Annotated in this window: 10 protein-coding genes; 8 read left to right on the top strand and 2 right to left on the bottom strand. The window is 69.6% G+C overall.

Annotated elements, in window-relative coordinates; genetic code table 11:
* Positions 1–1,177: 1,177 nt before the first annotated feature.
* The 3 genes from IEY69_RS16715 (at position 1,178) to IEY69_RS16705 (ending at position 6,429) form a co-directional block, all read left to right on the top strand.
* A complete protein-coding gene (locus tag IEY69_RS16715) occupies positions 1,178–2,599 on the top strand; it encodes a replication initiator protein A (protein ID WP_189074287.1) in 1,422 nt (473 codons plus the stop codon).
* A gap of 347 nt (positions 2,600–2,946) precedes the next feature.
* The gene (locus IEY69_RS16710; RefSeq protein ID WP_189074286.1) at positions 2,947–4,446 is read left to right on the top strand and encodes a protein adenylyltransferase SelO; all 1,500 of its coding nucleotides are present in this window, start codon (positions 2,947–2,949) and stop codon (positions 4,444–4,446) included.
* 780 nt (positions 4,447–5,226) lie between these two features.
* Positions 5,227–6,429 carry a hypothetical protein gene (locus IEY69_RS16705; protein ID WP_189074285.1) on the top strand — a complete coding sequence of 401 codons (1,203 nt, stop codon included), beginning with the start codon at positions 5,227–5,229 and terminating at the stop codon, positions 6,427–6,429.
* Between the two features lie 75 nt (positions 6,430–6,504).
* Here IEY69_RS16705 and IEY69_RS16700 read toward each other — a convergent pair whose 3' ends face one another.
* Positions 6,505–7,392 carry a ParB/RepB/Spo0J family partition protein gene (locus IEY69_RS16700; protein ID WP_189074284.1) on the bottom strand — a complete coding sequence of 296 codons (888 nt, stop codon included), beginning with the start codon at positions 7,390–7,392 and terminating at the stop codon, positions 6,505–6,507.
* Positions 7,389–8,156: a ParA family protein gene (locus tag IEY69_RS16695; RefSeq protein WP_189074283.1), complete on the bottom strand. Its 768-nt coding sequence runs from the start codon at positions 8,154–8,156 to the stop codon at positions 7,389–7,391. The genes IEY69_RS16700 and IEY69_RS16695 overlap by 4 nt, the downstream gene beginning before the upstream one ends.
* A 478-nt stretch (positions 8,157–8,634) precedes the next feature.
* Between IEY69_RS16695 and IEY69_RS16690 the strand changes: the two genes are divergently transcribed.
* From IEY69_RS16690 to IEY69_RS16670, 5 genes are all read left to right on the top strand, one after another.
* Positions 8,635–11,985 carry an ATP-binding protein gene (locus tag IEY69_RS16690; RefSeq protein WP_189074282.1) on the top strand — a complete coding sequence of 1,117 codons (3,351 nt, stop codon included), beginning with the start codon at positions 8,635–8,637 and terminating at the stop codon, positions 11,983–11,985.
* A gap of 156 nt (positions 11,986–12,141) precedes the next feature.
* Positions 12,142–13,452, top strand: a complete 1,311-nt coding sequence (locus IEY69_RS16685) for a hypothetical protein (protein ID WP_189074281.1) — start codon at positions 12,142–12,144, stop codon at positions 13,450–13,452.
* Entirely contained in the window at positions 13,449–23,393 is a 9,945-nt protein-coding gene (locus IEY69_RS16680) for a hypothetical protein (protein WP_189074280.1), read from the top strand. Before IEY69_RS16685 ends, IEY69_RS16680 begins: the two co-directional genes overlap by 4 nt.
* A gap of 50 nt (positions 23,394–23,443) precedes the next feature.
* Positions 23,444–25,393, top strand: a complete 1,950-nt coding sequence (locus tag IEY69_RS16675; protein WP_189074279.1) for a fibronectin type III domain-containing protein — start codon at positions 23,444–23,446, stop codon at positions 25,391–25,393.
* 430 nt (positions 25,394–25,823) lie between these two features.
* On the top strand, positions 25,824–26,846 hold the full coding sequence (locus IEY69_RS16670; RefSeq protein ID WP_189074278.1) for a helix-turn-helix transcriptional regulator: 1,023 nt from the start codon (positions 25,824–25,826) through the stop codon (positions 26,844–26,846).
* Positions 26,847–26,879 lie beyond the last annotated feature (33 nt).

Genomic DNA, 26,879 nt, shown 5'->3' with positions numbered 1-26,879 from the left:
GCCTGCCCTGTGCTTCGTCGTTCAGCGCCATCCGTACGTACCGTCACGCTCCACCGCTTCCAGATCACAGCTTCTCCGGCAGCCTCTGCGGGCCGTGGAGCTGCCTCCTCTGGGTGCCCAGGTACCCGGGGCCACCCGACCTGGTGCACGAGCTTCACGGTGCAGCTGAGAGTCGTCCTCACGCCGCCTGCCTGCCGGTGTGTCCCGCGGACGCCCACAGGTCCGTCAGACGCTTTCGCCAGGTTCCTCAGCACTGCGACCAGCACGCGGACGACTGACCTGACGTGATCGAAGGCCTGCGAAGCCAGAGATGGGCGCGGCTGCGGCTGACCAGCCTGAATAGCGTAAGAGCTCCGGAGATGAACACACGGGCCCACGGCGATCATCTCAGCGAAGCGGGTCGCGCGGCCCTGGGGGAGTCCCTCCCGGCGCGGGGCAGCCGGGCAGTGCGACAGAGGAAGGTCCGGTGCAATGGAGTCATGGGGAACAGGAGTGCCCCCATGATCTCGTTGAGGGCTCGCTTCACCGACTCCAGGGCTCCAGCGCGTTCGTCCCTCTCTGATTGTTGATTTTTCTTTTTGAAAAAAGATCTTTTAAAAGATTGAATGATCATCATCAAGCGGAAAATTGTTTGGCGTCCAGCACGGTGTTTCCGGCTCCAAATCGCCTGAGTAGTCCGATAGTTCGGGGGCCAAATCGCCTGAGTAGTCCGATAGTTCAGGGGCTCAATCGCCTGAGTAGTCCGACAGTGAGTTCGCCGGATCGCCCGAGTAGTCCGATAGTTCAGGGGCTCAATCGCCTGAGTAGTCCGATACTAATATCTGGCAGATCGCCTGAGTAGTCCGACAGTGAGATCGCCGGATCGCCTGAGTAGTCCGATAGTTGAGGGGCTCAATCGCCTGAGTAGTCCGATACCCTCACTCCAATCTGGTTTCATGTGCAGGGATGACGTCCAGATCGGCAATTTTCCTGACCTGGGCGCGTCAACCGCCTGAGTTGTCCGATAGGTCCCCCACGCGGATCGCCTGAGTAGTCCGATACCCTGCCAGGCAGACTGAGCAGTTCCAATCGCCTGAGTAGTCCGATAGTTCAGCTGTCTCGTGCAGGGCCACGCCGGCTGGCGTTCAGTGCGTGCCGCTCCAAGCGGGTATCATCGGTCCTCAAGACAGGAGGACGAGTGGCACGCAAAGCAACAAGCGCAGCCCCGACACGCACGGACCAGCACCGGGTCACGCCCAGGCCAGCGTCCGATCTCAGCCGGTTCGAGGAAGCCAACGTCGCCCGTCTCGGCCTGATCAGCGTGCAGGAACGCATTCCCGACACGTACAGCAGCTGGACCGTCGAGTTTCACGTGGACGGACGCCCCGCCCGCCTGACCTGCGACGCCGTCCCCAAGTACGGGGGCGTACCGCACGGCCTGGACGGCGACATCGCCACGGCCATCATCGACCTGTACGCCGAGGCCGGCACGGCCGCTGACGGAACCGTCCGCACCACGGCCTACCAGATTCTGCGGCGCGCCGGACTCGACACGTCCGGACGGTACTACCAGAGCCTCCTGCAGACCCTGTTCCGCCTGCGCACCACCACCTACACGGCCTCGGAAGCCTGGCGCGATCACGGGCGCGGTCACTGGACCACCGCCACGTTCAACTACCTCTCCGAACTGGAATTCACGAGCGACGATGAAGCCACCGAACTGTCCAGCGGCAGCGTCCTGAAAATCCGACTGGCCGAACCGATCGTGAGGTCCATCCGCGCGCAGTACACCAAACCACTCGACCTGGAGTTCCTCACCAGCCTGGAGCGGCCCCAGACCCGCGCTGTGTACCGCCTGCTCGACGCCCGGCGGTACGATCCGGTCGCGCCGGGCACCGTGCAGGGATCGTTCACCGTGAACATCATCGAATGGGCGGAAGCCTGCAAGATCGTGGACCGACGCAGCAACAAGATCCGCGCCACCCTTCAGGGCGCGCACGAGGAACTCATGCACCGCGGCTACCTCCAGGACGTCACCTATGAGGGCCGGGGGCGAACCCAGACCATCACGTACCAGTTCGTGCCCCTGAACGTGGACGTCTCCTCTCCCCTGCTGGAGTCACTCAGGACCTACCGGGTGTCCGTCCCGGTCGCGCAGAAGCTGATCACGGATTTCGGGGAGACGCGGGTCGAAGCGCGCCTGCGAAAGTTCGAGGCGCTCCTGGCCGGCGGATACAGGGCCCGCAGCCGCTCGGCACTGCTCGTGGACGTCATCCGCGACGAGCACGGCAAGTACCCGGACACGCCTGACGCTGCGCCGGCCGTCGCCCGCAGGGAACCGGCCGCGCCGACCTACATGCCCACGCTGGAAGAAGTCGCCAGTGAGGACGGCAGTCTGGAAGAACGGGTCGAAGCGGCCATGAAGACCCTACAGTTCCTGCTGCGCGAACGCCTGTCAGTCAGTGAGTACGCCCTGCTGCGCCTCGCGCTGATCCTGGGCCGCCTGGAATCCGCGCAGGTCACCCGGGAGGCCACGCGGGCCAAGGTCGAGCACACCCTGGACGAGTTCGCCATAGGGCTGCTGGACGCCCTGCAGCACGTGCGACTGGCCGAGGCCTGACTGAAGGCCGCCCCGATGTCCACGCCGTGAGTGGCGACAAGGTGGTGTTGATCGCGCTTGTCAGGCGTGTTGATGAGTTCCCTCGACACGCCTGTGGCCAGTTGTTCGCGTCAGGGTGACGGAAGAGCCACTGTTGGGCTGGCCCCAAAGTTTGGATAGTTTCGAGTAGAGACTCGGCCCAGGCCAGTCATCGGAAGTGGGCGTGAGTCGGCCCTCCTCCGCCCCTCATTCAGAGCGCGCCGCCACGTCCATCTCCCGAGGCGGCACCGTCCTGTCCTCCGGTCTGAGCCGCGGCGAACTGTGGCCAGGATGCAGTCCGTGTCTGGAAAGGCGCCAGACTGTCTGCCATGACCGTCCTGTTCCAGTTCGAGAACACCTACGCCCGGGATCTTCCGGGCTGCTCCGCACCATGGCAACCTGCCACCGTACCTGCGCCGAACCTGCTGTTCTTCAACCGGGGACTGGCGCTCGAGTTGGGGTTGAACCCCGAGCTGCTGGATGGGCCTGACGGCGCCGTGATCTTCGCGGGCAATCACGTGCCTGAGGGAGCTGAGCCCCTCGCGCAGGCGTACGCCGGACATCAGTTCGGGGGGTTCTCCCCGCAACTCGGGGACGGCCGCGCCCTGCTCCTCGGTGAAATCATCGACGACCTCGGTCAACGCCGCGACCTGATGCTCAAAGGTTCCGGCCGCACGCCGTTCTCCCGTCGGGGCGACGGCAAGGCCGCCGTCGGACCCATGCTGCGCGAGGCGCTCATCGGGGAGGCCATGCATGCCCTCGGGCTCCCCACCACCCGCGCCCTGGCCGTGACCGCCACCGGCGAGACCGTCCACCGGGAGCGGGCCCTACCGGGCGCAGTCCTCACCCGCGTGGCGGCCAGTCACCTCCGGGTCGGAACCTTCCAGTACTTCAGCGCCCGCCGCGATACGGAGCGTGTGCGGCTGCTGGCCGACTATGCTGTCGCCCGCCACGACCCTGACCTGGTGGGAACGCCTGACCGGTACCTCGGCCTGCTGCGGCGGGTCGCGCAGCGGCAGGCGACACTGATCGCCGGGTGGATGAACGTCGGATTCATTCACGGGGTGCTCAACACGGACAATGTGGCGCTCTCCGGTGAGACGATCGACTACGGTCCGTGCGCGTTCCTGGAAGCGTACGACCCGGACGCGGTGTTCAGCTCCATCGATCACGGTGGGCGCTACGCCTACGGCAACCAGCCCCCTGTGACCCGCTGGAATCTGGCCCGACTGGCTGAGACGCTGCTGCCGCTCATCGCCGGGGCGGACAGCGAGGCGGCCGTCGCGCGCGCGGTGGAGCAGGCGACCGAGGTGATCGACGCCGTCCCGGCGTGGTACGAGGCGGCGCTGCTCCGTGGGCAGCGGGCGAAACTGGGTCTGGTCAGTGATGACCCAAGTGACCGCGCGCTCGCGGAGGCCTGGCTGACCCTGCTGCAGGCGCAGCGGGTGGACTTCACGCTCGGGTGGCGGCGACTGGCCGACGCGGCGGACAGGAACGAGGAGCCACTGCGGGCACTGTTCACCGAGCCGCACGAGCTCGATGCGTGGCTGGACCGCTGGCGAGCACGGGCGGACCGCGAGGGAAGTTCAGCCGCGGACTGGAGTGACAGAGCGGCGCGCATGCGGCAGGTCAACCCGGCCGTCATACCCCGCAACCACCGCGTGGAGGAAGCCCTCGCGGCCGCGTCCGACGACGGGGATCTCGGGGCGTTCCAGCGCCTGCTGGCGGCCGTGCAGCGGCCGTACGACGAGACGCCCGAGCATGCGGAGTACGTGGCGCCGGCCCCTGCAGACGTGACGGCCTGTTACCGCACCTTCTGCGGCACCTGACGGGATCTCCCGCTCGGTCCAGGGGGGTTGTGACACCGTGTTGGCGCCGGGTGACGCGACGCTGGGCCGTCAGAAGCTCAAGTCCCGTGTGAGGTCATTGGATATGCCGTCTGGCTGTACCACCACGTCAGGCTGAGTGTCGGCGGCCTCACCCATCGGTTGTGCGGGGGCGTCACGAACACGGTGTTGCCCTGTGCGTATTCCTTCGTGAGAGGAATGCGGAAGCGGCCAGATCCTTCTTCACCCGTCTCCTGGGCGAGCAGGGCATCCGCGTCACGATCTACGTGGGCAAATACTGGAGTTCTGGTGCAGGCCTTCGTGCACTTCCGGTTCTCGACGGTGTGGCGTACGCTCACGTGGTCTCCGTGACTCGCTGCAACCATACGACGACACGAGTGCCCGCAGATCGGATTCAGATCACGGCGACGAGCACAGGCAGGTCTCGACCTGCCGGCTCGCATCTGCACCATCCGGCCCGCTGCACTCGTCCCGCTCGTCTCTGGTGGGGACGACGGTGGCGAGCGGCCGTGCGGTCTCACTGGGGGTCTTTCGTCGCTCCAACGTCACCAGCGTGTCACCACCCATTCGGGCCGTCCTGGCACCAGATGGCCGGGAGGGGTCGAGCTCGGCGCGCAACGCGACCCCCTGATCGAGGAAGACTGGGGCAGATGCAGGGTGACCTGTGGCCCGGCGTCGGCTGGCGATCTCACTGTCCTCTTGGACGGCGTGAGGCCGGGGTCCGCTCTGGCCCCGCGCGCGCCGGCGTGTGCACAATGATCCATGGCCCTGATGCGAATCCTTGCCGTGGGTGTCCTGCTGGGCGGCGCCCTCCTGAGTAGTGCCCTGGCGGGTGGTGGGAACCGGCCGGCCCTGAGGGCCGTTCCGTGGTCTGCGCCTCCCCTGAGCCGGCAGCCGGTCCGTGACCTTCAGGTGGCCGCCGCGCCGGATGGTGGGCTGCTGCTGGCCACCATTCAGGACGACCGGCGCGGGGCGAGCTGGCGCGGCGCGTTCCAGGGCCGCGCGGTGCGCCTGCAGGCGTGGGCGGCGGGCCGCTGGGCGCCGGTCGGAGACATCCTGAACTACGATCAGCCTCGCCCGGTCTCGAATCTGGACCTGCGCGTCGACGCGCAGGGTACGCCTGTGATGGTCTGGAACGAGAACTACGGAGACAACGACGTGATCGTGTTCCGGGCGTTCCGCAGTGGCGCGTGGACGGACTGGAGGACCCGGTACCTCGGCGTGAGTTCCCCCGCCGCTGCCCGCACCCGCGCGGTGGGCGCTCTGAACGGCGAACCGGTCCTCATTCACGGCGAGTACCGCCGCAACGCCGCCAACGAGCAGCAGACCTGGCTGACCTACCGCACCTGGGGCCCGGACGGGCAGTGGACCCGGAGCGCCCCGCTCAACCGGCTGGATCGGTTCTCGCGCAGTCCTGCGCTGGCCCTCACCGCCCGCGGGCCGCTCGTGGCGTATCTCGAAGGCGAGGTGCTGACCACGCGTCTGCTCGTCCGGGCGTGGCGGGACGGCCGCTGGACGGCGCTGGGCGGACCGGTCAGCGGCCGCGCGCCGACGTACCTCGCTTCGCCTCGACTGGTCCTGCAGGACGGAGACCGGCCCACGGTGGCCTGGATCGAGGGCGTCCCGGGACGTGACGCCGTGTTCGTCGCCGCATGGACCGGCGCGCAGTGGGCGCCGCAGGGAGGGCCGGTCAATGCCGGTCAGGCCACCGACCTGGATCTGCTGCTGGATTCCTCCGGCCACCCTGTGGTGGCCTGGACCGACGAGCAGGGGAGCCTGGGACGGGTTCTGGCCGCCCGCTGGGACGGCCTCTCCTGGAGCCGGCCGACGGTCCTGAACGTGAATCCCACGCGTGACGCGCGCACGCCCCGCCTGGCCCGGCTCGCGGGCGGTGAGGTGATCCTGGCCTGGCGGGAGGACCGGGACGGGCGGTACGGCCTGCAGGTGCGCCAGCTGCAGTGGTGAGTCGGCACCCGGGTCAGGGTCCAGCGGTCGGCGGCGCGGCGTCCCGCTTGCGGCCTGCCCGGTGCCTGACGGGCGTCAGGATTTCAGTTTGGCTCTGAGGGACGCGGGCATCCGGGCCAGCCAGCGGTCGAGGTCCCGGGTCTCATCGGCGGTCAGGCTGTTGAGCCACTGCGTCCGGCCCATCTGACGCACCACCTCCTGCGCGGGTGCCGGGGCGGCCGGGCGGGCTTTTCCCTGCTGAATGGCGTCCCGCAGTTCGCTGCGGGTGGCGCCTGACCGCGCCAGCGTGATCAGCCGCTCGTGCTGGGCCGGGTCCGCCTGGGCGATCAGCTGGGCGGCCGTGTACGCCAGGCCCTGACGCACGGCGGCCAGCAGGGGCGCGGGCCAGTTCAGGATCTTGAGCTTGTTGCGGGCGAACGACGTCCACTGTTCACCCAGCGCCGCGAACAGCTGCTCCAATGCCGCGTGATCCGCGCCGGGTTCCTCCCGCAGGAGCTGCATCAGGCGGCCCCGGGCGTCCTGGAGGGGGACGTTCAGGGTGGTGGCGACCAGTTCGAGTTTCGCGTCCACCTCATCCAGGGTGTTCAGGTCGTCGCGCTGCAGGTTCTCGATCAGGGCGATCTGCCGGGCTTCGGTGTCGCCGATGTCGCGGATCACGACGGGCACCTCGGTCAGGTCGGCCAGCTGAGCGGCGCGCCAGCGGCGTTCACCGGCGACGATCTCGTACTGGTTCCCGGCGGGGCGCACCAGCAGGGGCTGCAGGACGCCGTGTTCGCGGATGCTGCGCGCCAGCGAATCCAGGCTCCCGGCGTCGAAGGCCCGGCGGGGCTGCGACGGCCCGGGAGTGAGGACCGTGACCGGCAGGTGGGTGTCGGGGAGGTTCCGGCGGGTCAGGTCGGGCGCGTCGGCGCCGATCAGGCCGGCGAGGTCGCGGCGCCGCTCGGGACGGGGGCGGCGCGTCATGCGTTCACCTGGTACGGCAGGCCGAGGGCCTGAGCGACGTCGGTGGTGAGCTGCTGCACGTCGCGGTGTACCGGGCTGCCCGGCGCGTACACGCCGACCGGGGCGCCCTGCGCGGTGGAGTCCAGCCAGACCGCCTCGCGCTGGGGTACCGGCGTCGCGAGCGGCGAGAGCGCGCCCCGCAGGTCGGTGAGCACCTCCCGGTCGTGCAGACGGCGGGCGTCGTAGAAGGTGGGAACGTACAGCGCGACCGTCAGGTCGGGGCGCACCTCCCGGTATTCGGCGAACGCACCCTGCAGGCCGGGCATGGCGTCCAGCCCCTTCTGACGGGTCGGAATCGGAACGACCATGTGATCGGCGGCCAGTGCACCCAGGATGGACAGCTGCCCGAGGCTGGGCGGACTGTCGATCAGCACGAGGTCGTACAGGTCGCGGACGTCCTGCAGGGCGCGGCGCAGGCGACTCTGGGCGCCGACGCGGCCCATCATCTGACCCTCGGCGACCGCCAGACTGACGTGGGACGGGATCAGGTTCAGACCGTGGACCGACGTGGGCTCGGGCAGCGGGTGGCCTTCGACCGCCACCGGGTAGACCGTCTGCTGCCGGTTGACCCCGTCGATCCCCAGCCAGCCGGTCAGGTTGGCCTGAGGGTCGAGGTCGATCAGAAGGACCCGCAGCCCGCTGCGCGCCATCTCGTAGCCCACATCCCGGACGAGGCTGGTCTTGCCGGCCCCTCCGGCGTGGTTGAACACGGTGATCGTTTTCACCCCGTCAGACTAGCGGGTCTGCGGACCGGCGTTATTTCATCAAATAACAGGCGGCGCCACTCCGCATCCGCCCACGGGGCACAGGGCACCGGCGCGCCCGCCATGAGGCCCACCCGGAGTCATTCCATGGTGCGGGCCGAGCCTCCCGGCGTCGCCGGGAACACCGATTCACGGGCAGCGCCCGGCGGTCTCCGCCCCCGCGGCACGCTGCGGGGAGGGCGCGCGTGGACCGTGCGGCCGCTCGTCTCTCGTCCGGACGACTCAGGCCCGGACCACCCGGCGCTTGAGCTGCGAGGGGCCGCGCTGAGCCAGCGGGCGACGTCGCCCGTTCCGTCTGTCCCAGCCCCATCACGGGCACTCACCTGAACGGCGGCCCTCCGTCCTGACGGCGTCTCCGCAGGCGCGGTGTCGGCATCCGCGCCGCGTCTCTGCGCCGGGGCGTCACCGGGGCGGTCGCCGGACCCCCATACTGTCGGGTGTGCCCGACGCGTCCATTCACCTGAACCTGCTGGGCCGCCCCACGCTGACGGTGAACGGAAGCACCCGCCCGCTGGAACGCAAGACTGCCGCCCTGTTCGCCTACCTATGCGTGGGAGGCCAGACGCCGCGGGCGCGGCTCGCGGGCCTGCTGTGGCCGGACGTGCCCGACCGGGCCGCCCGGAGCAACCTGCGCCAGACCATCTGGCGGATCCGGTCCCAGACCGGTGCGAACCTCCTGCTGGGCGAGGCGACCCTGGAACTCGGCGCGGGCGTCACCTGTGACCTGACCGGCACGGACCAGGACGACCCGCGTGCGGACGACCGCGCCGACGACACGGATGACCGGCGCGCCGATGAGGTGCTGGCCGGTCAGGAGTTCAGCGACTGCCCGGAATTCGAGGACTGGCTGCGCGCGGCCCGGGAGCGGCACCGGGACGCGCGCCGCGCCGCGTTGTGGCGACGAGTCCACCGGGCGCGCGAGTCCGGTGAGGTCCGGCGCGCCCTGCAACTGGCCACGCACCTCCTCACCCTCGATCCCCTCTCGGAGTCCGCGCACCGCCTGGTGATGACCCTTCACCTGGCCCTGGAGGACCGCGGCGCCGCACTGGCCGCCTTCACGGCCTTTGAGGACCTGCTCAGACGCGACCTGGGCGTCAGTCCGCTGCCCGAGACGGCCGCGCTGGCCGCGTCCATCCGGCAGCCGGTGCCGGGTGTGCGCCCGGCAGGTCCCGGCGCCCCACCCGCCCGGTCCGGGCCGAGTGCCGCGTGGACGCCGCCCCTGACCGGCCGGACCCGCGAGTGGGCCGACCTGACGGCCGCACTGAACGCAGGGCAGGTGGCGCTGGTGCGTGGACCGGCCGGAGTGGGGAAGACCCGGCTGCTGCGCGAGGTCCTGACCACCCGCGGTCCCCTGCTGACCCTCGACGCCCGGCCCGGCGACGAGGCGGTGCCGTACCTGATGCTCGGGCAGGCGCTGCGGCGGCTTCTGGACGCCCAGGCGAACCTGCCGCACTCCGCTCCCCGGGTGCAGGACGACTGGGTGCGCGCGGAGATCGCCCACCTGCTGCCGGACATGTGGCCGGGTCGGCCCACGTCGAATCCCCTGAGTTCGCCCCTGGCGCAGCGGCGCCTGCTGGAGGCCGTGACGGCGCTCGTGGTGTCGGTCCTCCCGGACGTCCTGCAGGGTGGACGCCCGACGTCCGGGCCGGCGGGCGCCCTGCTGATTGACGACGCGCAGTGGGCGGACGATCTGAGCTGGGACGCCTGGATGTTCCTGGCCGCTCACCCGGCGTGGCAGGCGCTGGGCATCTCGGTGGGGATGACCCTGCGGGACGCCGAACTGCCCGCTGCGCGACGAGAGACCCTCGCCCGGCGTGTGGAGGCGCGTGAGGCCACCCTGCTGGACCTCGGCCCCATGGGCGAAGCCGACGTCGCGAACCTCACCGGTGATTTTCTCGCGCTGCGGACCGGTCCCGCTCAGCCCCTCCTGATCCCGGCCCTGTGGCGGCACACGGGCGGCCACCCGCTGTTCGTGATCGAGACCCTCCGGGCCCTGGCGGACTCCGGCGCGCTGGCCGGGCCGATCCCGCCGGGCCAGCTGCCCGTCCCGTCGCAGCTGCTGCCCACGCTGCGCCGACGGCTGCAGCAGGTGTCCGCCCCGGCGCTGAGACTGGCGCGCGTGGCCGCCGTGGCCGACTCGGACTTCAGCGCCCACCTGGCCGCGCAGGTCCTGGAGGTGCACCCCGTGGACCTCGCGGAGCCGTGGGCGGAGCTGGAGGCAGCGCAGATCATGAGTGGACCCGGGTTCGCCCATGACCTGATCTCGCAGGCAGCGCTGCTGGGCGTGCCGCGCCCGGTGCAGGCGCTGCTGCACGCCAGGATCGCGGCGTCCCTGGAGGACCCCGGGACCGGCGCGGTGCCCGAGCGGATCGCGCGGCACTGGGAGGCGGCGGGGCACCCCGCGAGCGCCGCGCCTCACTGGGTGAGGGCCGGCTGGGTGGCCCTTGGCCACGGCTCGTGGCAGGACGCCGCGCAGGACTTCCGGCAGGCGCTGCAGGCGGCCCAGGCCGCAGGCGAGGGCGGAGGAGACGCGCAGTATGGGCTGGGCGTGGCCCTGCGGGGCAGTGATCCGGCCGCAGCGGAACAGGCGCTGCTGGCCGCGCTGAACGCCACGCCGGACGCAGGGCGCGAGGTGCAGCTGCGCGCCGCGCTGGCCGAACTGTACCGGTTGTGCGGCCGGCTCGAGGAGGCCGTCACGCAGGTGACCCGCGCGACCGGACCGGCACTGGCGGCCTTGCCGGACGCCGAACAGGCGGACGTGTGGCGCACCCGGTTCGTCGTTCACCTCCGGGCCGGGCAGCTCACCGCCGCCGAGGCGGCCATCGTGCGGGCCCAGACGCTGGACCCTGACCGCCCGGAACTGATCAACGAGCACGCGCTGGTCCTATGGGTCGGCGGACGCTTCGTGGAAGCGGCCCGACGCTACGAGAGCATTCACGCGCGGATCCGTCAGCCCGGAAGTCCAGATCCGGCCTGGTACCGGTGGAACCTGGCCTGGACGTACTGGGCGATGGGTGACCTCGCGCAGGCGGAGACGCTGCTCACGGCGCCCAGCCTGGAATCCCCGTTCGAGACCGCCGTGCGGCAGGTGCACCTGTCGACCGTCTACTCCAGCCAGGGCCGCCTGCGGGAAGCGCTGGCCGAACTCGACGCCGCCCAGCCGGCCCTCGGGGCGTACGCGCCCCACCTGATCGATCAGTGGCACCGCCGGAGCCTCGTGTCGCTGCGGGCCGGCCGGTGCGGGGAAGCGGCGGCCCTCATGGAACCGGTGCTCGCGCTGGCCCAGGAGACCGGTGATCCCGTGCGGCTCTCCCTGCTGCTGTCGACCCTGGTGTTCGCCCATGCGGGTCTCGGTCACGCCGACGTGGCCGCCCGCTGGGGCGTGCAGGCCGAGGCGGTCGCCCGCGCCCTGACCTACCCGCTGACCACCGTGATCACCCAGCAGGCGCTGGCCCAGGCCAGAGTCCTGTCCGGCGAGGTCGCGGAGGCCCGGGCGCTGATCAACGCGTCGGTGGACCAGGCGCGGGCGTGCCGGATGAACGAGTTCCTCGCCCGCGGGCTGCTGCTGCGCGCCACCCTACCTGGAGCGACGCTCCCTGCTGCGGACCTCCGGGAGGCGGCGCAGGTCAGCCGGACCGCTGGCCTGACGGAGATCGAGTATCACGCGGCGCGGACGCTCGGTGTCAACGACCGGGCGTGGCGGACCCGCGCCTGGTCGCTGTACCGCACGCTGGAACGCGGCGCGCCACCGAACTTTCTGGCGCTGCCCCTTCCGACATTCAGCGAATAACACCCCAGTAACGCCCCGTGCCCTAGCGTGCTCACATGAGATTTTTCTGCCTTGGCTTAAAGGCACTTTAGGTATGAGTCGCCCTGCTCCCTCCCGGCTCGCCGAGCCGTGCCCACCCAGCTCCTCGGCCACGCACCCCACCCCCGCAGGCCCCGGATGAAACGGCCCCTGGCCCCGGTCCTGGCGCTGGCCCTCACCGGCACTGCCGCCGCCGAGGGATCACTCCAGCTGCGCCTCTACAGCGTGCCGCCCCCCCTGAGTCTGCTCGACAGTGCCAGTGTCTCCGTGCACTACCAGACGCCCACCGGCGGGACCAGCGCCGCCACCGTCGACGCCACCGCCGAACGCAGCCTGCTCACCTTCGGCGTGCGGTACACGCGCCCCCGGCACACCGTCCAGGCCACGGGCCGCCGCAGCGCCGACCTCACCGCCGGACGCAGCGAGATGAGCGGCACGCTCGTGTACACGTACGCCCCACCGGTTCCCGCCGACGGCCTCGCCCTAACCTCGGTCACCACCCTCTACGCCCTGTCCGGCAACCAGTCCGCCACGTCCGGGTACCGCACGCACACCGTCAGCGCAGGCAGCAGCCTGCGCCTGACCCGCGAACTGAACGTGAGTGCCGCCGCTACCGCCACCGCCGTCGACCTGCCCGCGCAGGACACGGTGATCTGGAGTGGCGGCGTGAACGGCTCACTCACCTACGTCCGCAGCGGCACCAGCGCCTACCTCGCGCCCAGCGTGAACCTCCAGAACGGCCGGGCCCGCTGGAACGTCAGCGGCGGCGGCACAGCCAAAGTCAGTCCCGCCGTGACCGCAAGCGCCACCGCCTCACTGGCACAGGGCAGCCCCCTGAACGCCAGCGCCACGCTGGCCTACTCGGCCGGCCGCTGGCAACTGCGCGGCACGGCCGCCACGAGCGGCACCGCGGTCTCCGTCGGCGCCGGCGTGCGTCTCACGGTCTCCGAGCAGCTGAATACCGGCGCGACCATCACCTACGCCCCGGCCACAGCCACCCCCACGTACGCCGCAGACGTCAGTACCCAGGCCGGTGGGCTGCGCTTCGGCGTGACCGCCAGCCTCACCACCCCGCCCGGCACCGAACCCACCACGAGCGCCCAGGCATCCGTCAGCGGGCAGGGCCGCCCCTGGCAGGGCGGACTGAACGTCTCGTACACCCGCGCCCCGACCGGCACGACCGGCTCCGCGACTGGCACGCTGACCTACGCCGGCGGCCCACTCGGCGCACAGCTGGGCCTGGGCCTGAACCTCAGCCGTCCCATCACGCCCAACACCAGCGCAGCCCTGACCGGCCGCGCCGACCTGACCGTGACCTACGCCGTCACCCCCCAACTGGACGTCAGCGCCAGCGCCCGCTACGAACAGTCGGCCGCGCCCGCCGCGCCCGCCGCATACCGCTACGGCGCCGGACTGCGCTACCGCTTCGGCACCCTGGAGTCCAAATGAATCTCACCGCTCACGCTCCCCCGCCTGACCGCCCGCCCGCCGGGACCGCCGCGCGCGGCCTGCACTGGCTGTTCACCCTGCTCGTCACCCTGGCCGGCCTTCAGATCTCCAGCCACGGTCACGCGCAGACGGCGGCCCCCACGCTCACGGTCACGCCCACCAGCCCCACCGTCCGGCAGACAGTGACCGCCGACATCACCAACCTCGATCCCGCGCTGACCTACACCCTCGACTGGGGCGACGGCCTCACCGACACCCTGACCGGCAGCACGACCGCGCAGCGCACCACCCGGTACTCGCGGGCCGACACGTACACCGTCACCCTGACCGAACCGAACGCCCCACCCGTGACCACGACCGTCCAGGTGGGGATCGCCACGCCCACCCTGACCGCCACCGCCAACCGACTCACCGCCACGCTGAACATCGGCACCGTGGTGATCGACTACGCATACGTCATCGACTGGGGCGACGGCACCACCGACACCACATACACCAACGGCGACCCCACTCAGGTCACGCACGACTACACCCAGCCCGGCACCTACCCCATTCAGGTCACGCCGCAGGGCGGCTCCACCGCCACCACCACCGTCACCGTGGCCTACCCCAACCCCATCCTGACCGTGACGCCCGGCAGCACGACCGTCTTCGACACCGTCACCGCCGACCTGACCGACCTCGAACCCACCCTGACCTACCGTCTGGACTGGGGCGACGGCAGCGTCCCCGACACCACCACAGGCGCGGCCACCGCGCAGAAAACCCACGCCTACACCAGACCGGGAACGGTCGCCGTGACCGTCACGAGTGCCGCAACGTCTCCCGTCACCACCACCGTGACCGTGACCGTCCCCACGCCCACCGCCAGCGCCGCCGGAAACGGACTGACCGCCACGCTGAACCTGGGCAACCTGCTCGTCGGCTACTCCTACACCGTGACCTGGGGCGACACCACCGAATCACTCACCGCCACCAACACGACCTCGCAGCTCACGCACACATACGCGCAGCCCGGTACGGTGACCATCACGGTCACGCCGCACGGCAGCGCCCCCGTGACGACCACCACCACGCTGACCGTGCCGGACGCATCCCTCTCCGCCACGCCCGCCAGCGCACCCGCCGGACAGACGGTCACCGCCGATCTGGCCGGTCTGACCCCCACCCTGACCTACACCCTCGACTGGGGCGACGGTACAGCCGCCGAAACGATCACCGGAACCCCCACAGCCCAGAAGGTCCACGCGTACGCGCAGCCCGGGACCTCCACCATCACGCTGACCTCACCGGGAACCACGCCCGTCACCGCGACGGTGAGCACCACGGTCCCGACCCCCACGGTGAGTGCGACGTCGTCCACGCTGACGACGATGTTGAACCTGGAGAACTTGCTGAGCGGGTACGCCTACAGCATCACCTGGGGCGATGGAACCACTGAAGCCCTCACACCCACAGCTGCCACCGCGCAACTGACCCACACCTACGCGCAGCCCGGCAAGGTGACGATCGGGGTCACGCCGCAGGGCGGCGTGACCGTGACGACCACCGCCACCCTGTCCGCTGGAACCCCCACGCTGACCGTCACCCCGAGCAGCGCTCAGATTCGCCAGACGGTCACGGCCACCCTGAGTGGCCTCGTGCCCGCCGTGACCTACGCCCTCGACTGGGGCGACGGCACCACCGAGACGCTCACCGGGACTGCCACCGCACAGAGGACGCACACGTACGCGATGCCGGGCACGTCTACGGTGACGCTGACGAGTGCCAGCACCACGCCGGTCACCGCCACCGTGACCACCACGGTGCCCGCCCCGACCGCACGCGCCACCGGAAATGGACTGACCGCCACGCTGAACCTGGGGAACCTGCTGAGCGGGTACGCCTACAGCATCACCTGGGGCGACGGAGCCACTGAAACCCTGACCCCCACGGCTGCCACCGCGCAGCTAACGCACACCTACGCGCAACCCGGCACGGTGACGATCGGGGTCACGCCGCAGGGCGGCGTGACCGTGACGACCACCGTCACCCTGTCCGCCGGAACGCCGACCATGACGGTCACCCCGAGCAGCGCCGAGATTCGCCAGACGGTCACGGCCACCCTGGGCAACCTCGTGCCCGCCGTGACCTACACCCTCGATTGGGGCGACGGCACCACCGAGACGCTCACCGGGACTGCCACCGCACAGAGGACGCACACGTACGCGACGCCGGGCACCTTCACCGCCAGACTTACCTCGAACGCCACCGCGACCGTCACCGCCACCGTGACCACCACGGTTCCGACTCCGACGGTGAATGCAACGTCGTCCACGCTGACGGCGACGTTGAACCTGGGGAACCTGCTGAGCGGGTACGCCTACAGCATCACCTGGGGCGACGGAAGTATCGAAACCCTGACGCCCACGGTCGCCACGGCACAGCTGACGCACACCTACGCGCAGCCCGGCGGCTTCACCATCCAGGTCACGCCGCAGGGCGGCGTGACCGTGACGACCACCGCCACCCTGTCCGCCGGAACGCCGACCATGACGGTCGCCCCGAGCAGCGCTCAGATCCGCCAGACCGTCACGGCCACCCTGGGCAACCTCGTGCCCGCCGTGACCTACACCCTCGACTGGGGCGATGGTACGGTGGCCGAGACGGTCACCGGAACGGCTGCCGCACAGAAGACCCACACCTACGCGACGCCGGGCACCTTTACCGTAACGCTGACGAGTGCCAGCACCACGCCGATAACCGCCACCGTGACCACCACGGTGCCCGCCCCGACCGCAAGCGCCACCGGAAATGGACTGACCGCGACGCTGAACCTGGGGAACCTGCTGAGCGGGTACGCCTACAGCATCACCTGGGGCGACGGAAGTATCGAAACCCTGACGCCCACGGCTGCCATGGCACAGCTGACGCACACGTACGCGCAGCCCAGCACGGTGACGATCGGGGTCACGCCGCAGGGCGGCGTGACCGTGACGACCACCGCCACCCTGTCCGCCGGAACGCCAACCATGACCGTTACCCCGAGCAGCGCTCAGATTCGCCAGACGGTTACCGCTGCCCTGGGCAACCTCGTACCCGCCGTGACCTACACCCTCGACTGGGGCGACGGCACCACGCAGACGCTCACCGGGACCGCCACCGCACAGAGGACGCACACGTACGCGACGCCGGGCACCTTCACCGCCAGACTTACCTCGAACGCCACCGCGACCGTCACCGCCACCGTGACCACCACGGTGCCCGCCCCGACCGCAAGCGCCACCGGGAATGGACTGACCGCGACGCTGAACCTGGGGAACCTGCTCAGCGGGTACGCCTACAGCATCAACTGGGGCGATGGAACGACTGAAACCCTGACGCCCACGGACGCTACGGCGCAGCTAACGCACACCTACGCGCAGCCCGGCGGCTTCACCATCCAGGTCACGCCGCAGCGCGGCGCCCCTGTGGCGACCACTGTCACGCTGAAGCTGCCCACTGCAACCCTGAACGTGACTGCCCTGCGACTGGACGCGGCGGCTGACCTGGCGCAACTCGTGGCCGGTCAGACGTACGCCCTGAACTGGGGAGACGGCACCACCGACACGGTGACGCCTACGGGTACTGCGGCCCGCCTGACGCACGCGTACGCTCAATCCGGCTCCTTCACGCTTCGCCTGACGGCCCAGGGGATGACCCCGGTCAATGCCACCCTGTCACTGAGTGCGCCCCCCGCCCTGAGCGTGGAGGCCACCGGTCTGACGGTCACGGCCCGGGTCTCGCAGCTGGTCACGGGCCTGACATACACCGTGACCTGGGGTGACGGGAAGACGGAAGCCCTGACGGCCACGGCCGCGCAGGCGACACTGACGCACCCATACGCACGCCCCGGCACGTACGCCGTGCGCGTATCCATGAGCACGGGTGAACGGGCCGACGCAACCGTGACTGTGACGGCCCCGGCCGCCACCCTGTCGGTCACGCCCACGGACGTGGCCGTCGGTGAGCCCGTTACGGCGACCCTCTCGGGCTTGACGCCAGGCCTGACCTACACGCTGGCCTGGGGGGACGGCACCACCGAGACCCTCACCGGCGTGGCCACTGCCACGCGCACGCACGCGTTCAATGACGGTCAGAAATACCTGACGGGCACCTTTGCCATTACCCTGAGCGCCCAGGGCGTGATGCCCGTCACGGCCCTCGTCACGGTCAGCGTACCCACCCCGACTCTCGCTTTCCGGGAGAGTGACCTCAGGGTTACGCTGACTGTCGGCCACCTGATCCCGGTGCCGTCTTCCGACTACCCGTACAGCGTGGAGTGGGGCGACGGGTCCGTGCAGACGTTTGTGAGTCCCGGGAGCGGCCTGACCGAGATCCTGACGCACGAGTACGCCAGGAACGGCACGTACACGGTGACGGTCAGGAATGCCGGGGGCGGCACGCCGGCCCAGGGCACCGTGACCCTGAACTATCAGACCCCGGTGCCTACGCTGACCTTTGCGCCCAGTGACCTTCGGGTGACCGTGACGGTCGGCAACCTGATGAGGACCACCTCGTCCGTCGATGCCTACCGGGTGGACTGGGGCGACGGCAGCACCGACACGTTCCTGAACCCGAACGGTGACCCGGCCGTGACGCTCGTGCACACGTACGCCCGCCCGGGCACCTTCCGGGTGGAAGTCCGCCACCCGCGCGTGAGCACCCCGGTGGTGGCCAGCGTCACGGTGTCCGTGCCCGACGCGACCCTGACGGTCACGCCTACGAGCGCGGCCATAGGACAGACCATCACCGCCAGTGTGACGGGGCTGTATCCCGGCCAGGACTACGTCCTCAACTGGGGCGACGGCGCCGCCGACACCCTGAGCGGCAGCGCAGATGCGCAGCGCACCCACGCCTACGCGGAGGCAGGCACCTCCGGGGTCACCCTGACCCTGAACGGTTCCACGGTCGCCTCCGCCACCGTCACGGTGACCATTGCCACCCCGACTGGCACCGCCGCCGCCACCGCTCCCCTGACCGCGACCCTGAACCTGGGGAATCTGCTGCCGGGCTCCGAGTACACGGTCACCTGGGAGTACGGCGTGACCGAGGTCGTCACGGCCACGGCCACCACCGCCAGCCTCACGCACACCTACCCGCGCCCCGGGCAGTACGGTATTTCCGTGCTCGCCACGGGCAGCCGGGCAGCTTTCAGCACGGTCGTGACAGTGGTCGCGCCGGTGCCGGTCCTGACCGTCACGCCCGCCTCCGTCACCCTGGGTACCCCGGTCACCGCTGGTCTGTCCAACCTGATGGCCGGGAGTTATAGCCTCGAATGGGGTGACGGCACCTCTGAAGTCGTGACCGTCGCCTCGGGCGCAAGCACGGCCCAGCGCAGCCACACGTACGCCGAACTGGGCCGCTTCACGGTGACCCTCAGCTCCTCGTCCACCGTGACCGTGACGGCCACGGCGACGGTCACCGCGCCAACCCCGGTGCTGGACGTGACTCCTGCCACGACCTTCGTGCGGGATGCCGTCACCGCCCGCCTGTCCACGCTGGTCCCGAGCGTGACGTACACCCTGGACTGGGGTGACGGCACCAGGGACAACGTGAGCGGCACCAGCACCACCCAGAAGACCCACGCCTACGCCCAGCCCGGCTCCTACGCCGTGACGCTCGGCTCGGCACAGACCACGCCCGTGACCGCCACCGTGACGGCCACGATTCCCACCCCCACCGCCACGGTCTCCGGGCAGGACCTCTCGGTCATCCTCAGTCTCAGCCATCTGCTGATCGGCGATTCCTACACGGTCAACTGGGGCGACAGCGTCACTGAGACGTTCGTGGCGACGGACCGGACGTCGGTGGTGAGGCACACCTACGCTGACCGCGGCACCTTCACCGTCCAGATCACGCACGCCGGGACGCCCCCGTTGAGTATCGACGTCACATCCAATCTGCCCCGCTACGACCTGCTGGTCGGTCTTGCGGCCACGGGTTCCGCGACGGTCGATCTAGGGCAGACCGTGACCGCCGAGCTGCTCGACCTGGTCGAAACCGCCGTGTACACCCTGAACTGGGGTGACGGGACGGTCGAGACGGTCACGGGCGTGACAACAGCCACGCGGTCCCATGTCTACCTGACGCCGGGACTGTTCACCATCTCGTCCCCTGGCACGGCCCGCTCGTACGCCCTGACCGTCAGGGTGCCTGAGACCTCCTCGATCTGGTCCCTGACCGCCGACGGCCTGACCGTCACGGCGCGCCTCCGTGAACTGATTCCCCAGCTGACGTACACCCTGAACTGGGGCGACGGCAGCCCGGAGACCACCGTTACCGGTGTCACCACGGCCGACGTGACCCACCAGTACACCACCGTCGGCCAGGGGGTCGACCGGGGTTTCCGGGTGGCTCTGAAGGTCAGCGGCCAGGCGTCCAGCGACAAATTCATCGTTCTGAACGTGACGACCACGATTGCCCTGAGCGCTGACCACCTGAAGGCCACGGCCAGGATCTCGGGCCTGGAAGCTGGCCTGACGTACGCCCTGGACTGGGGCGACGGCACGACCGAGACCGTCACGGGCACGACTTCAGCCGCCAGAACGCATGAGTACGCGCTGCCCTCCGACTACACGGTCACCGTCCGTGCCACGCGCGTCGATCCGGCGAGCGCCAGCATCGCCATCACAGCCCAGCCTGCCGTCCTGACCGTCACCGGCGGGGGGAACACCACCCTCACCGTGACGGCCCGCCTGAGTGGCCTCGTTCCTGCGGTCCGGTACACCGTCAACTGGGGCGACACGAGTGACACCGTGACCGGACAGACCGAGGTGACCCTGACCCATGCGTACACGACGTTCGGTCGGTACACGATCACGGTCGGCCCGGAACGTTCCGACCGACTAAACCTGGAATCCACGACGGCGGACGTGGCGGTGGGGCTGCTGGCCACTGAAAGCATCCGGGTGGCCGAAGTGGACGACAGCGGCGTCGGCTACCGGTTCGACCTGAGCGGCGTGCTGCCGGGCATGGAATACATCATCGACTACGGCAACGGCGTGCAGCGCTCCACCACGACCGACACCGTCCTGCGGACCCTGTACACCCGGTCGGGGACTTACGTGGTGACCCTCCTGGCGTACGATCCCCGGCGTACCCTCGTGCCGCGCGCCACCCTGACCATTCAGGTCAAGGTCACCCTCCAGCTGGGCCGCGCGTCCGTGCTGTGGGTGCAGCAGGGCGGCCGCGTCCTTTCCGAGAACGACTTCTTCACTCTGACCAGTTCCCAGCCCTTCCGGGTCACGCTGGACCTTCCCTTCGTCGGAGAGGGCCGCGTGTCGGGCCGCTGGCTGATCGACGGCCAGCCGGTCAGGACCACGACCCTGGACCTTCAGGGCGACGCGAACCCCCGGACCAGGGAGTTCACCGAGGAGTTCACGGAGCAGCGTCCTGGGCGCCACACGCTGACGTTCGAGTACACCCAGCCCGGCCAGTCCGCTCCGGTCCGGCTGGACCTCGATTACCGTCTGGATGTCCCCGAAACCGTGCGGTTCGGCGGCACGGTCGTGCAGGTCACGTCCCTTGAGAACGCCAACCCCGATGGCCTGACCGGCCGCGGCGTGGTGAATTCACTGGTGGTCGCCGGCCGGGACCTGGGGCGGTACACGGTCGACTTCGCCAACGTGCAGGCCACCGTCAGCGGCAGCGTGGCCCGCGTGGTCGGCACCCCGACGGCAGTCACCGTGGATCTCGGGTCGCGGCGCCTGAGTCTGGCGGCGCTCGGCGACGCTGCGGTCACCCTCGGCACCCTGAGTCTCAGCCGCGACGGTGTGGCCGTGAGCGGCACCGTGACGCTTCCAGTAGCTGGCGGCAACGTCAGCATGGCCCTGAACAGCACCCCGCTGGACGACAACGGCCACCTGCTGGCCCCACTGGCCCTGAGCGGCCCGCTGACGACCCCCCTGGCTGAAGACGGCCTGACGCTCAGTGCCAATACGGCCATTCTCGACCTGTCGGGCAGCAGGAATGCCGACGAACTGGCCGCCGCCTCCGGGAATCAGGTCGCCCCATCAACCGACTGGATGGGTCTGGTGTTCCCGGCCGCGAACGTCACGGTCGGCAGCCCCATCCTGACGTCGCCTCTGACCGTGACCGGGGCCGCCGCGTACAACGTGTCCGGGTTCGTCACCACCTTTGACGTTCCCACGGCTCAGACGGACCTGCTGGGCTGGACCGTGAGTCTGAGCAAGCTGCGCGCCGAGGTCCTTGCGGGGCGCATCTCGGCCCTGAGCAGCACCGGGTCGCTGCCGCTTCCCCTGGTCGAGAAGACGATGGACCTGAACATCGGCTGGGATGCCAGGGCGGCTGCCGGGGCGAGGTGGACCGTCCGTGCGAACGGACCGGTCACCCACACCTTCGGCCAGACCACCCTGGAACTGGGGACTGGCACCTGGACCGTCCAGGCCGGACGCCCGGTGGCCGACATCGTCTTTGCCAACGCCCACTGGAAAATCGGGAAGAGCGGAGACGTGCTTCTCAGCAATCTCCGCATGGACCCCCTGGGGAATGTCAGTCTGGACGGCCAGGCGTGGCGGGGTGCCACCTCGGGCCTGACGAGTCTGTACGGATACCCCTTCTCGATTGCGGAGGTGGGTATCGAGCGGCAGAGCAGCGGAGGCTACACCCTGGGACTGAACGGGCGCCTCGAAGTCAATTCCAAGCTGCCCGTCGAGCAGAACACCAAGTCGCTGTTCTGGGTGAACGGCGGGAAAGACGTGCGGTTTACCACCGAGCGCATCCACGCGGCCAACCTCATTTACGACATCACCCTGGACGGTGTGATCAACGATCAGGGCGCACTGACGTTTACCGGTGGAGGCCGATTGAAAGTGCTGGGCTTGCTGGAAGCCGACGCGAAGGCGACGTTCGGGCGGACCGGCCCAACCCCTAACTTTGTGGCGGACAGCGGCACCGACTCGGTCGGGTACGGGTCCATCCTGTTCCACGTTGCCTCCGGCTTCGACAACCTGACCGTGGGCATCAAAAACGTCGAGGTGTACGAGCTGTTCGGTGGGTACACCGTGAACATGGACTGGCCCAATGGACTGGACCGCGATCCGGTGTTCCGGACTGCCGGGCCGTACGAGGCCGTCCAGGGGGGCATGACCCTCAGCATGCTGGTCGAGCCCACTCAAGACACCAGTCGTCAGGGTCTGACGGGTCCGCCGATCGCGCCGCCCAAGACGTATGTCAGGGGGATCATCACCGGCAAGGGTGGACAGGGACAGGGCGGAGTGGACCTCACGGGTGATCTCTGGGTGGTCAACAGTGGCGATACCTGGGACCGCAAGACGCCCCAGGGCCGGGCCAAACTCGACGTCAACTCCCAGGGCGGCCTCCTGCTTCAGGGCTGCGTGGGCTCTGGAGGCGTCACAGCCGTGGCCGGGCTCGACTGCTCGAAGCTCCCTCCCCTTACCTTCGGCAGCATCATCAAGCTGAGCGGATTCCTGGAGCAGTACGCGGGCGCCCGTGGAAGCCACCTGTACGTCGGCACCAGGGAAAACCCCATCAAGGTCGAGGTCAAGAACGTCACGTCGGGCAACGGCTACCTGATGATCAATCCGGACCGTATCCGCTTCGGTGTCGGGGTCAGCAAGGAGTTCTCGCTCAGCGGGCAGAAGAGCTTCTTCCTGTGCACCGCGAAATACGGCATCTCTGGAGCGTACAGCTCGAACCTCGACCTGGGTATCCAGTCCGCTCCCTTCGCGCTGGACGGCGCGGTGTCGTTCAGCGCCGCGGCCAGAGCCTCCGGTGAATGCGGGAAGATCAAAGCCTCGGCCGCCCTGTCGGTGACCCTCAAGGGCAACGTGCATCTGGCGGACAACGACAGCTACTTCACAGGCAAAGCGTCCGGAACGATTGATATTTCCGGCATCCCCGATATCACCATCAGCACCGACGTCACGCTGAAATTCTGACGACGCGCGGGCTGCCGTGAGGTGGCCCGCGCATCCGTTCAAAGGAGCCCATGCGCACCCTGACCACCCTGATTCTCCTCAGCAGCGTCGGCCTTGCCACGGCCCAGAGTGGCCCCGACCGGACCACCGTGACCCAGACCACGCCAACCAGAACCGAAAAGACCGGCCTGGTCGTCCTGCCGACCCCGGACGGAGCCCACCTGCGGTGGTACCTGCCCGGAGACGTCATTCCGACAGGCGGGTTCGTCGTTCAGGTGACGGGCACGTCCCAACGTGACATTCCCGTCGCCTCACCGCAGCCCTTCACGGCGGCCTCCGGCATCTCCCGTGAGGAGTACGACGCCATTACCTCCGTCTACACCGCACCGCTCACGGCCGACAGCAGTTTCGAACGCGCCATCTTCAACCTGAACGTGGTGGCCCGCCCCGCCCTGGCCCGCGCGCTGGGCATTCAGACCACCCTGACGGGCCTGCAGCCGGGCGCCTACACGGCCACCGTGTACGCCGTGAACGGGGGCGCCCGCACCCGCGTGGGCGGCGCCAGTTTCCGCACCGGCCCCACCCCGCCGGTTCCCGCCCCGACCAACCTGACCGTCACGGGTGGAGCGCCGGCGCGCCTGACCTGGACTGCCGCGCCCCCCGACGACAGCCACGCCGTCGTTGCCTACAACGTGTTCCGCGCCGCCGCCACCGGCAGTTACACGCGACTGGAACCCGCTCCGTTCTTCATCACCCGGGAACCGGGAGGGGACGTCTTCACGGACGAGGAATCCAGGCCCGGCCAGACGTACCGGTATCAGGTCAGTGCCGTGGACCTGTTTGGCCGGGAGTCCGCGCCCAGCGCGCCCGTCACCCTGACCGCCCGCGAGGACACGCCCATCCCCAGCCCGGAAATCGCCAGCGCCACGCCGGGAAACCGCACCGTGACGCTGGCCTGGACGCCCGGAACCGACCCGCGCGTGCGCTCGGTGATCGTGCTGCGCGGCACCACGCCGGACACCCTGACGGCCGTGGCGAAGCTGACCCCCACCGACCGCAGCTACGTGGATCAGGTCGAGGGCGGCGTACCCTACCTGTACGCCCTGGCCGCCGCCGACGACACCGGGCAGGTGAGCGGCCGGGGCACGCTGACGGCCGCCACCGGACAGAACCTCACTCCGCCCGCCGCACCCGCCGGAGTGACCGTCACGCCCGGCCGGGACACCCTGACCCTGACCTGGACGGCGAACACAGAACGCGACCTGACGGGGTACTGGGTCTACCGCTCCGAGGGGGACCCGCCCACCGCGCCGGAATTCCTGCTGACCGGCCTGCCCATCACGGGGACCACGTACGTGGACGCCATCCCGCAGGGCGTGCAGACCCGCTATCACTACCGCGTGCTGGCCGTGAACTCCAGCCGCGTCAATTCCCTGCCGTCTGCTCCGGCTGCGGCCGCCCTGCTGGACGTGACCCCACCCCCACCACCCTTACTGCAACCGGCCGCCGTGACCGCCGCTGGCGTGACCCTCACCTGGGCGCAGTCCGAAGTGCCGGACCTCGCCCGGTTCGAGATCACCCGCGCCGCCCCGGCGTCGGACCCGGCGGTCGTGGGCAGCGTGGACGCCCCGGCGCGCACATACACCGACGCCACGGGAGTCCCCGGCGTGGCGTACCGCTACTCCCTGCGGAGCCTGGACCGCACCGGCAACCGTTCGGAACCTGCCGCGCCCGTCACCGCCAGCCGACCCGCACCGGCAGGCAGCACCCGGCCCACGGACGTGCGCGCCGCCCTGCTGCCAGAAGGGGGCGTGCGCCTGACCTGGACGGCCGGCGCCGCACCCGCGCGGTACGTGGTGTACCGCCTGGACGGCACCCGCCTTCTGGAAGTCTCGGACGTGCTGCCCGACCTCACCTACACCGACCCGGACGGCAAGGCCGACTCCCGGTATGTGCTGCGGGCCCTCAGCAGCGAGGGGGAGATCAGCGCCCCGACCGAAGAGGTCAGTGTGACCCCGTGACAGTCAGCTCCCTGTGAGTCCGGCTTCCCGATGACGGTGATGCCCGCGTTGATGGTGTCGGCGGTCATGCGAACGCCGGAGTCTGGACTTCGGTCTGGCCAATGCCGGTTGGAGCCGTGCTCCGAATTACGGCATCAGGACAGCAGGCGTCTGATGCCCCCATTTTCTGCTTCGCAACGGTTCCATTCCGTCCTGGTCTGTAAAATTCACTCGCTCTCCTGCACAGCTTCACAAGTCCGCCTGGCCATAGTGAACAGCTCTTTCGGAAAGACGCTTTAGGGGGGTGCAGCGGTGGCCGCGCTCGCGCTGGGACATGGGCCGCATATGCAAAGGGGATGATCTGATCGTGATTGGCGCAGATTTTCTATAGAAGTGAACTATATTACAAGCTGCGGTCAGGCGAGTGTCACGCCTGACCTACGGTGCGCGCATGACCAGCACGTACGCCCCGGACGACAGGCCGGACCACGCCACTGACCCGCAGCGGACGCCCCGCAGCTGGCATAAATCCCACCGCCTCACCGCGCTGCTCGCCGAACTGCAGGCCCGCCCCCAGAGCACCGCCCAGCTGGCCGAGCGGTTCGGTATCGGGCAGCGCAGTGTCCAGCGCGACCTCGAAGCCCTGCGCCGGATGGGACACCCCGTGCACGAGCAGACGCCCGGGCAGTACGTCATCCCGCGCAGCGGGACCCTCCTGCGGCCGACCGAGGTGCTGGCCGCCTACACGGCGCTGCGCCTGGCGCATCATCATTCCCCCGCGCTGGGCGGCCACTACCGGCAGGCGCTGACCACGCTGTCCCTCGCGCTGCCGGAACGGGTCCGTCACACCCTGAACGCCAGCCTGCGTGGCGGGGGCGGCACCATGTTCACCGACCGGCAGATGGAAGTCATCGGCAGCGCGTGGCTGGACGGGCAGGTGCTGCACTTCGATCACCGCGAGGGCAACGGCATCCTGCGCACCGGCGTGGAACTGTGCGTGTACTTCGTGGAGATCAGCCGCACGAACCTCGCCCCGTTCGTGATCGGCCTCAACCGCGCCACGGACCGGGTAGAGATGTTCAAGCTGGCGCGCATGACCAACCTGCACCTGCTCGCCGAACGGTACGACCCCGATCCCGGCTTCGACCCGCAGGCGTACCTGTCCGACGCCTGGGGCGTCATCGGCAGCGAGCAGGGCGTGACCGTCACCGTCCGCTTCGACCCAGAGGCCGCCTACCGGGTGCTGGAGGGCGGCTTCCCGCAGGCGACCCTGATCCGCGGGGACGGTTTCGTCGACATCGAGTTCTACGCCGGCGTGGACGAGACCGGCCTGCCGCGTGACCTGATGCCGTTCCTGCTGTCGTGGGGCGCGCGGGCCGAGGTGCTCACTCCCCTCGACGTGCGCGCCGCGTGGCTGGCCGAGATGCGAGACGCCCTCGCCCGGTTCGGTGGCGCCTCCCTGGCGGCCGACTGACCGCCGCCGCCCGGGACCCGCACGTGGCCACGG

The organism is Deinococcus sedimenti, from assembly GCF_014648135.1.
GTDB classification, from domain to species: domain Bacteria; phylum Deinococcota; class Deinococci; order Deinococcales; family Deinococcaceae; genus Deinococcus; species Deinococcus sedimenti.
The sequence above is the reverse complement of the archived record's forward strand: the minus strand, read 5'-3'. Positions and strand labels throughout refer to the sequence as shown.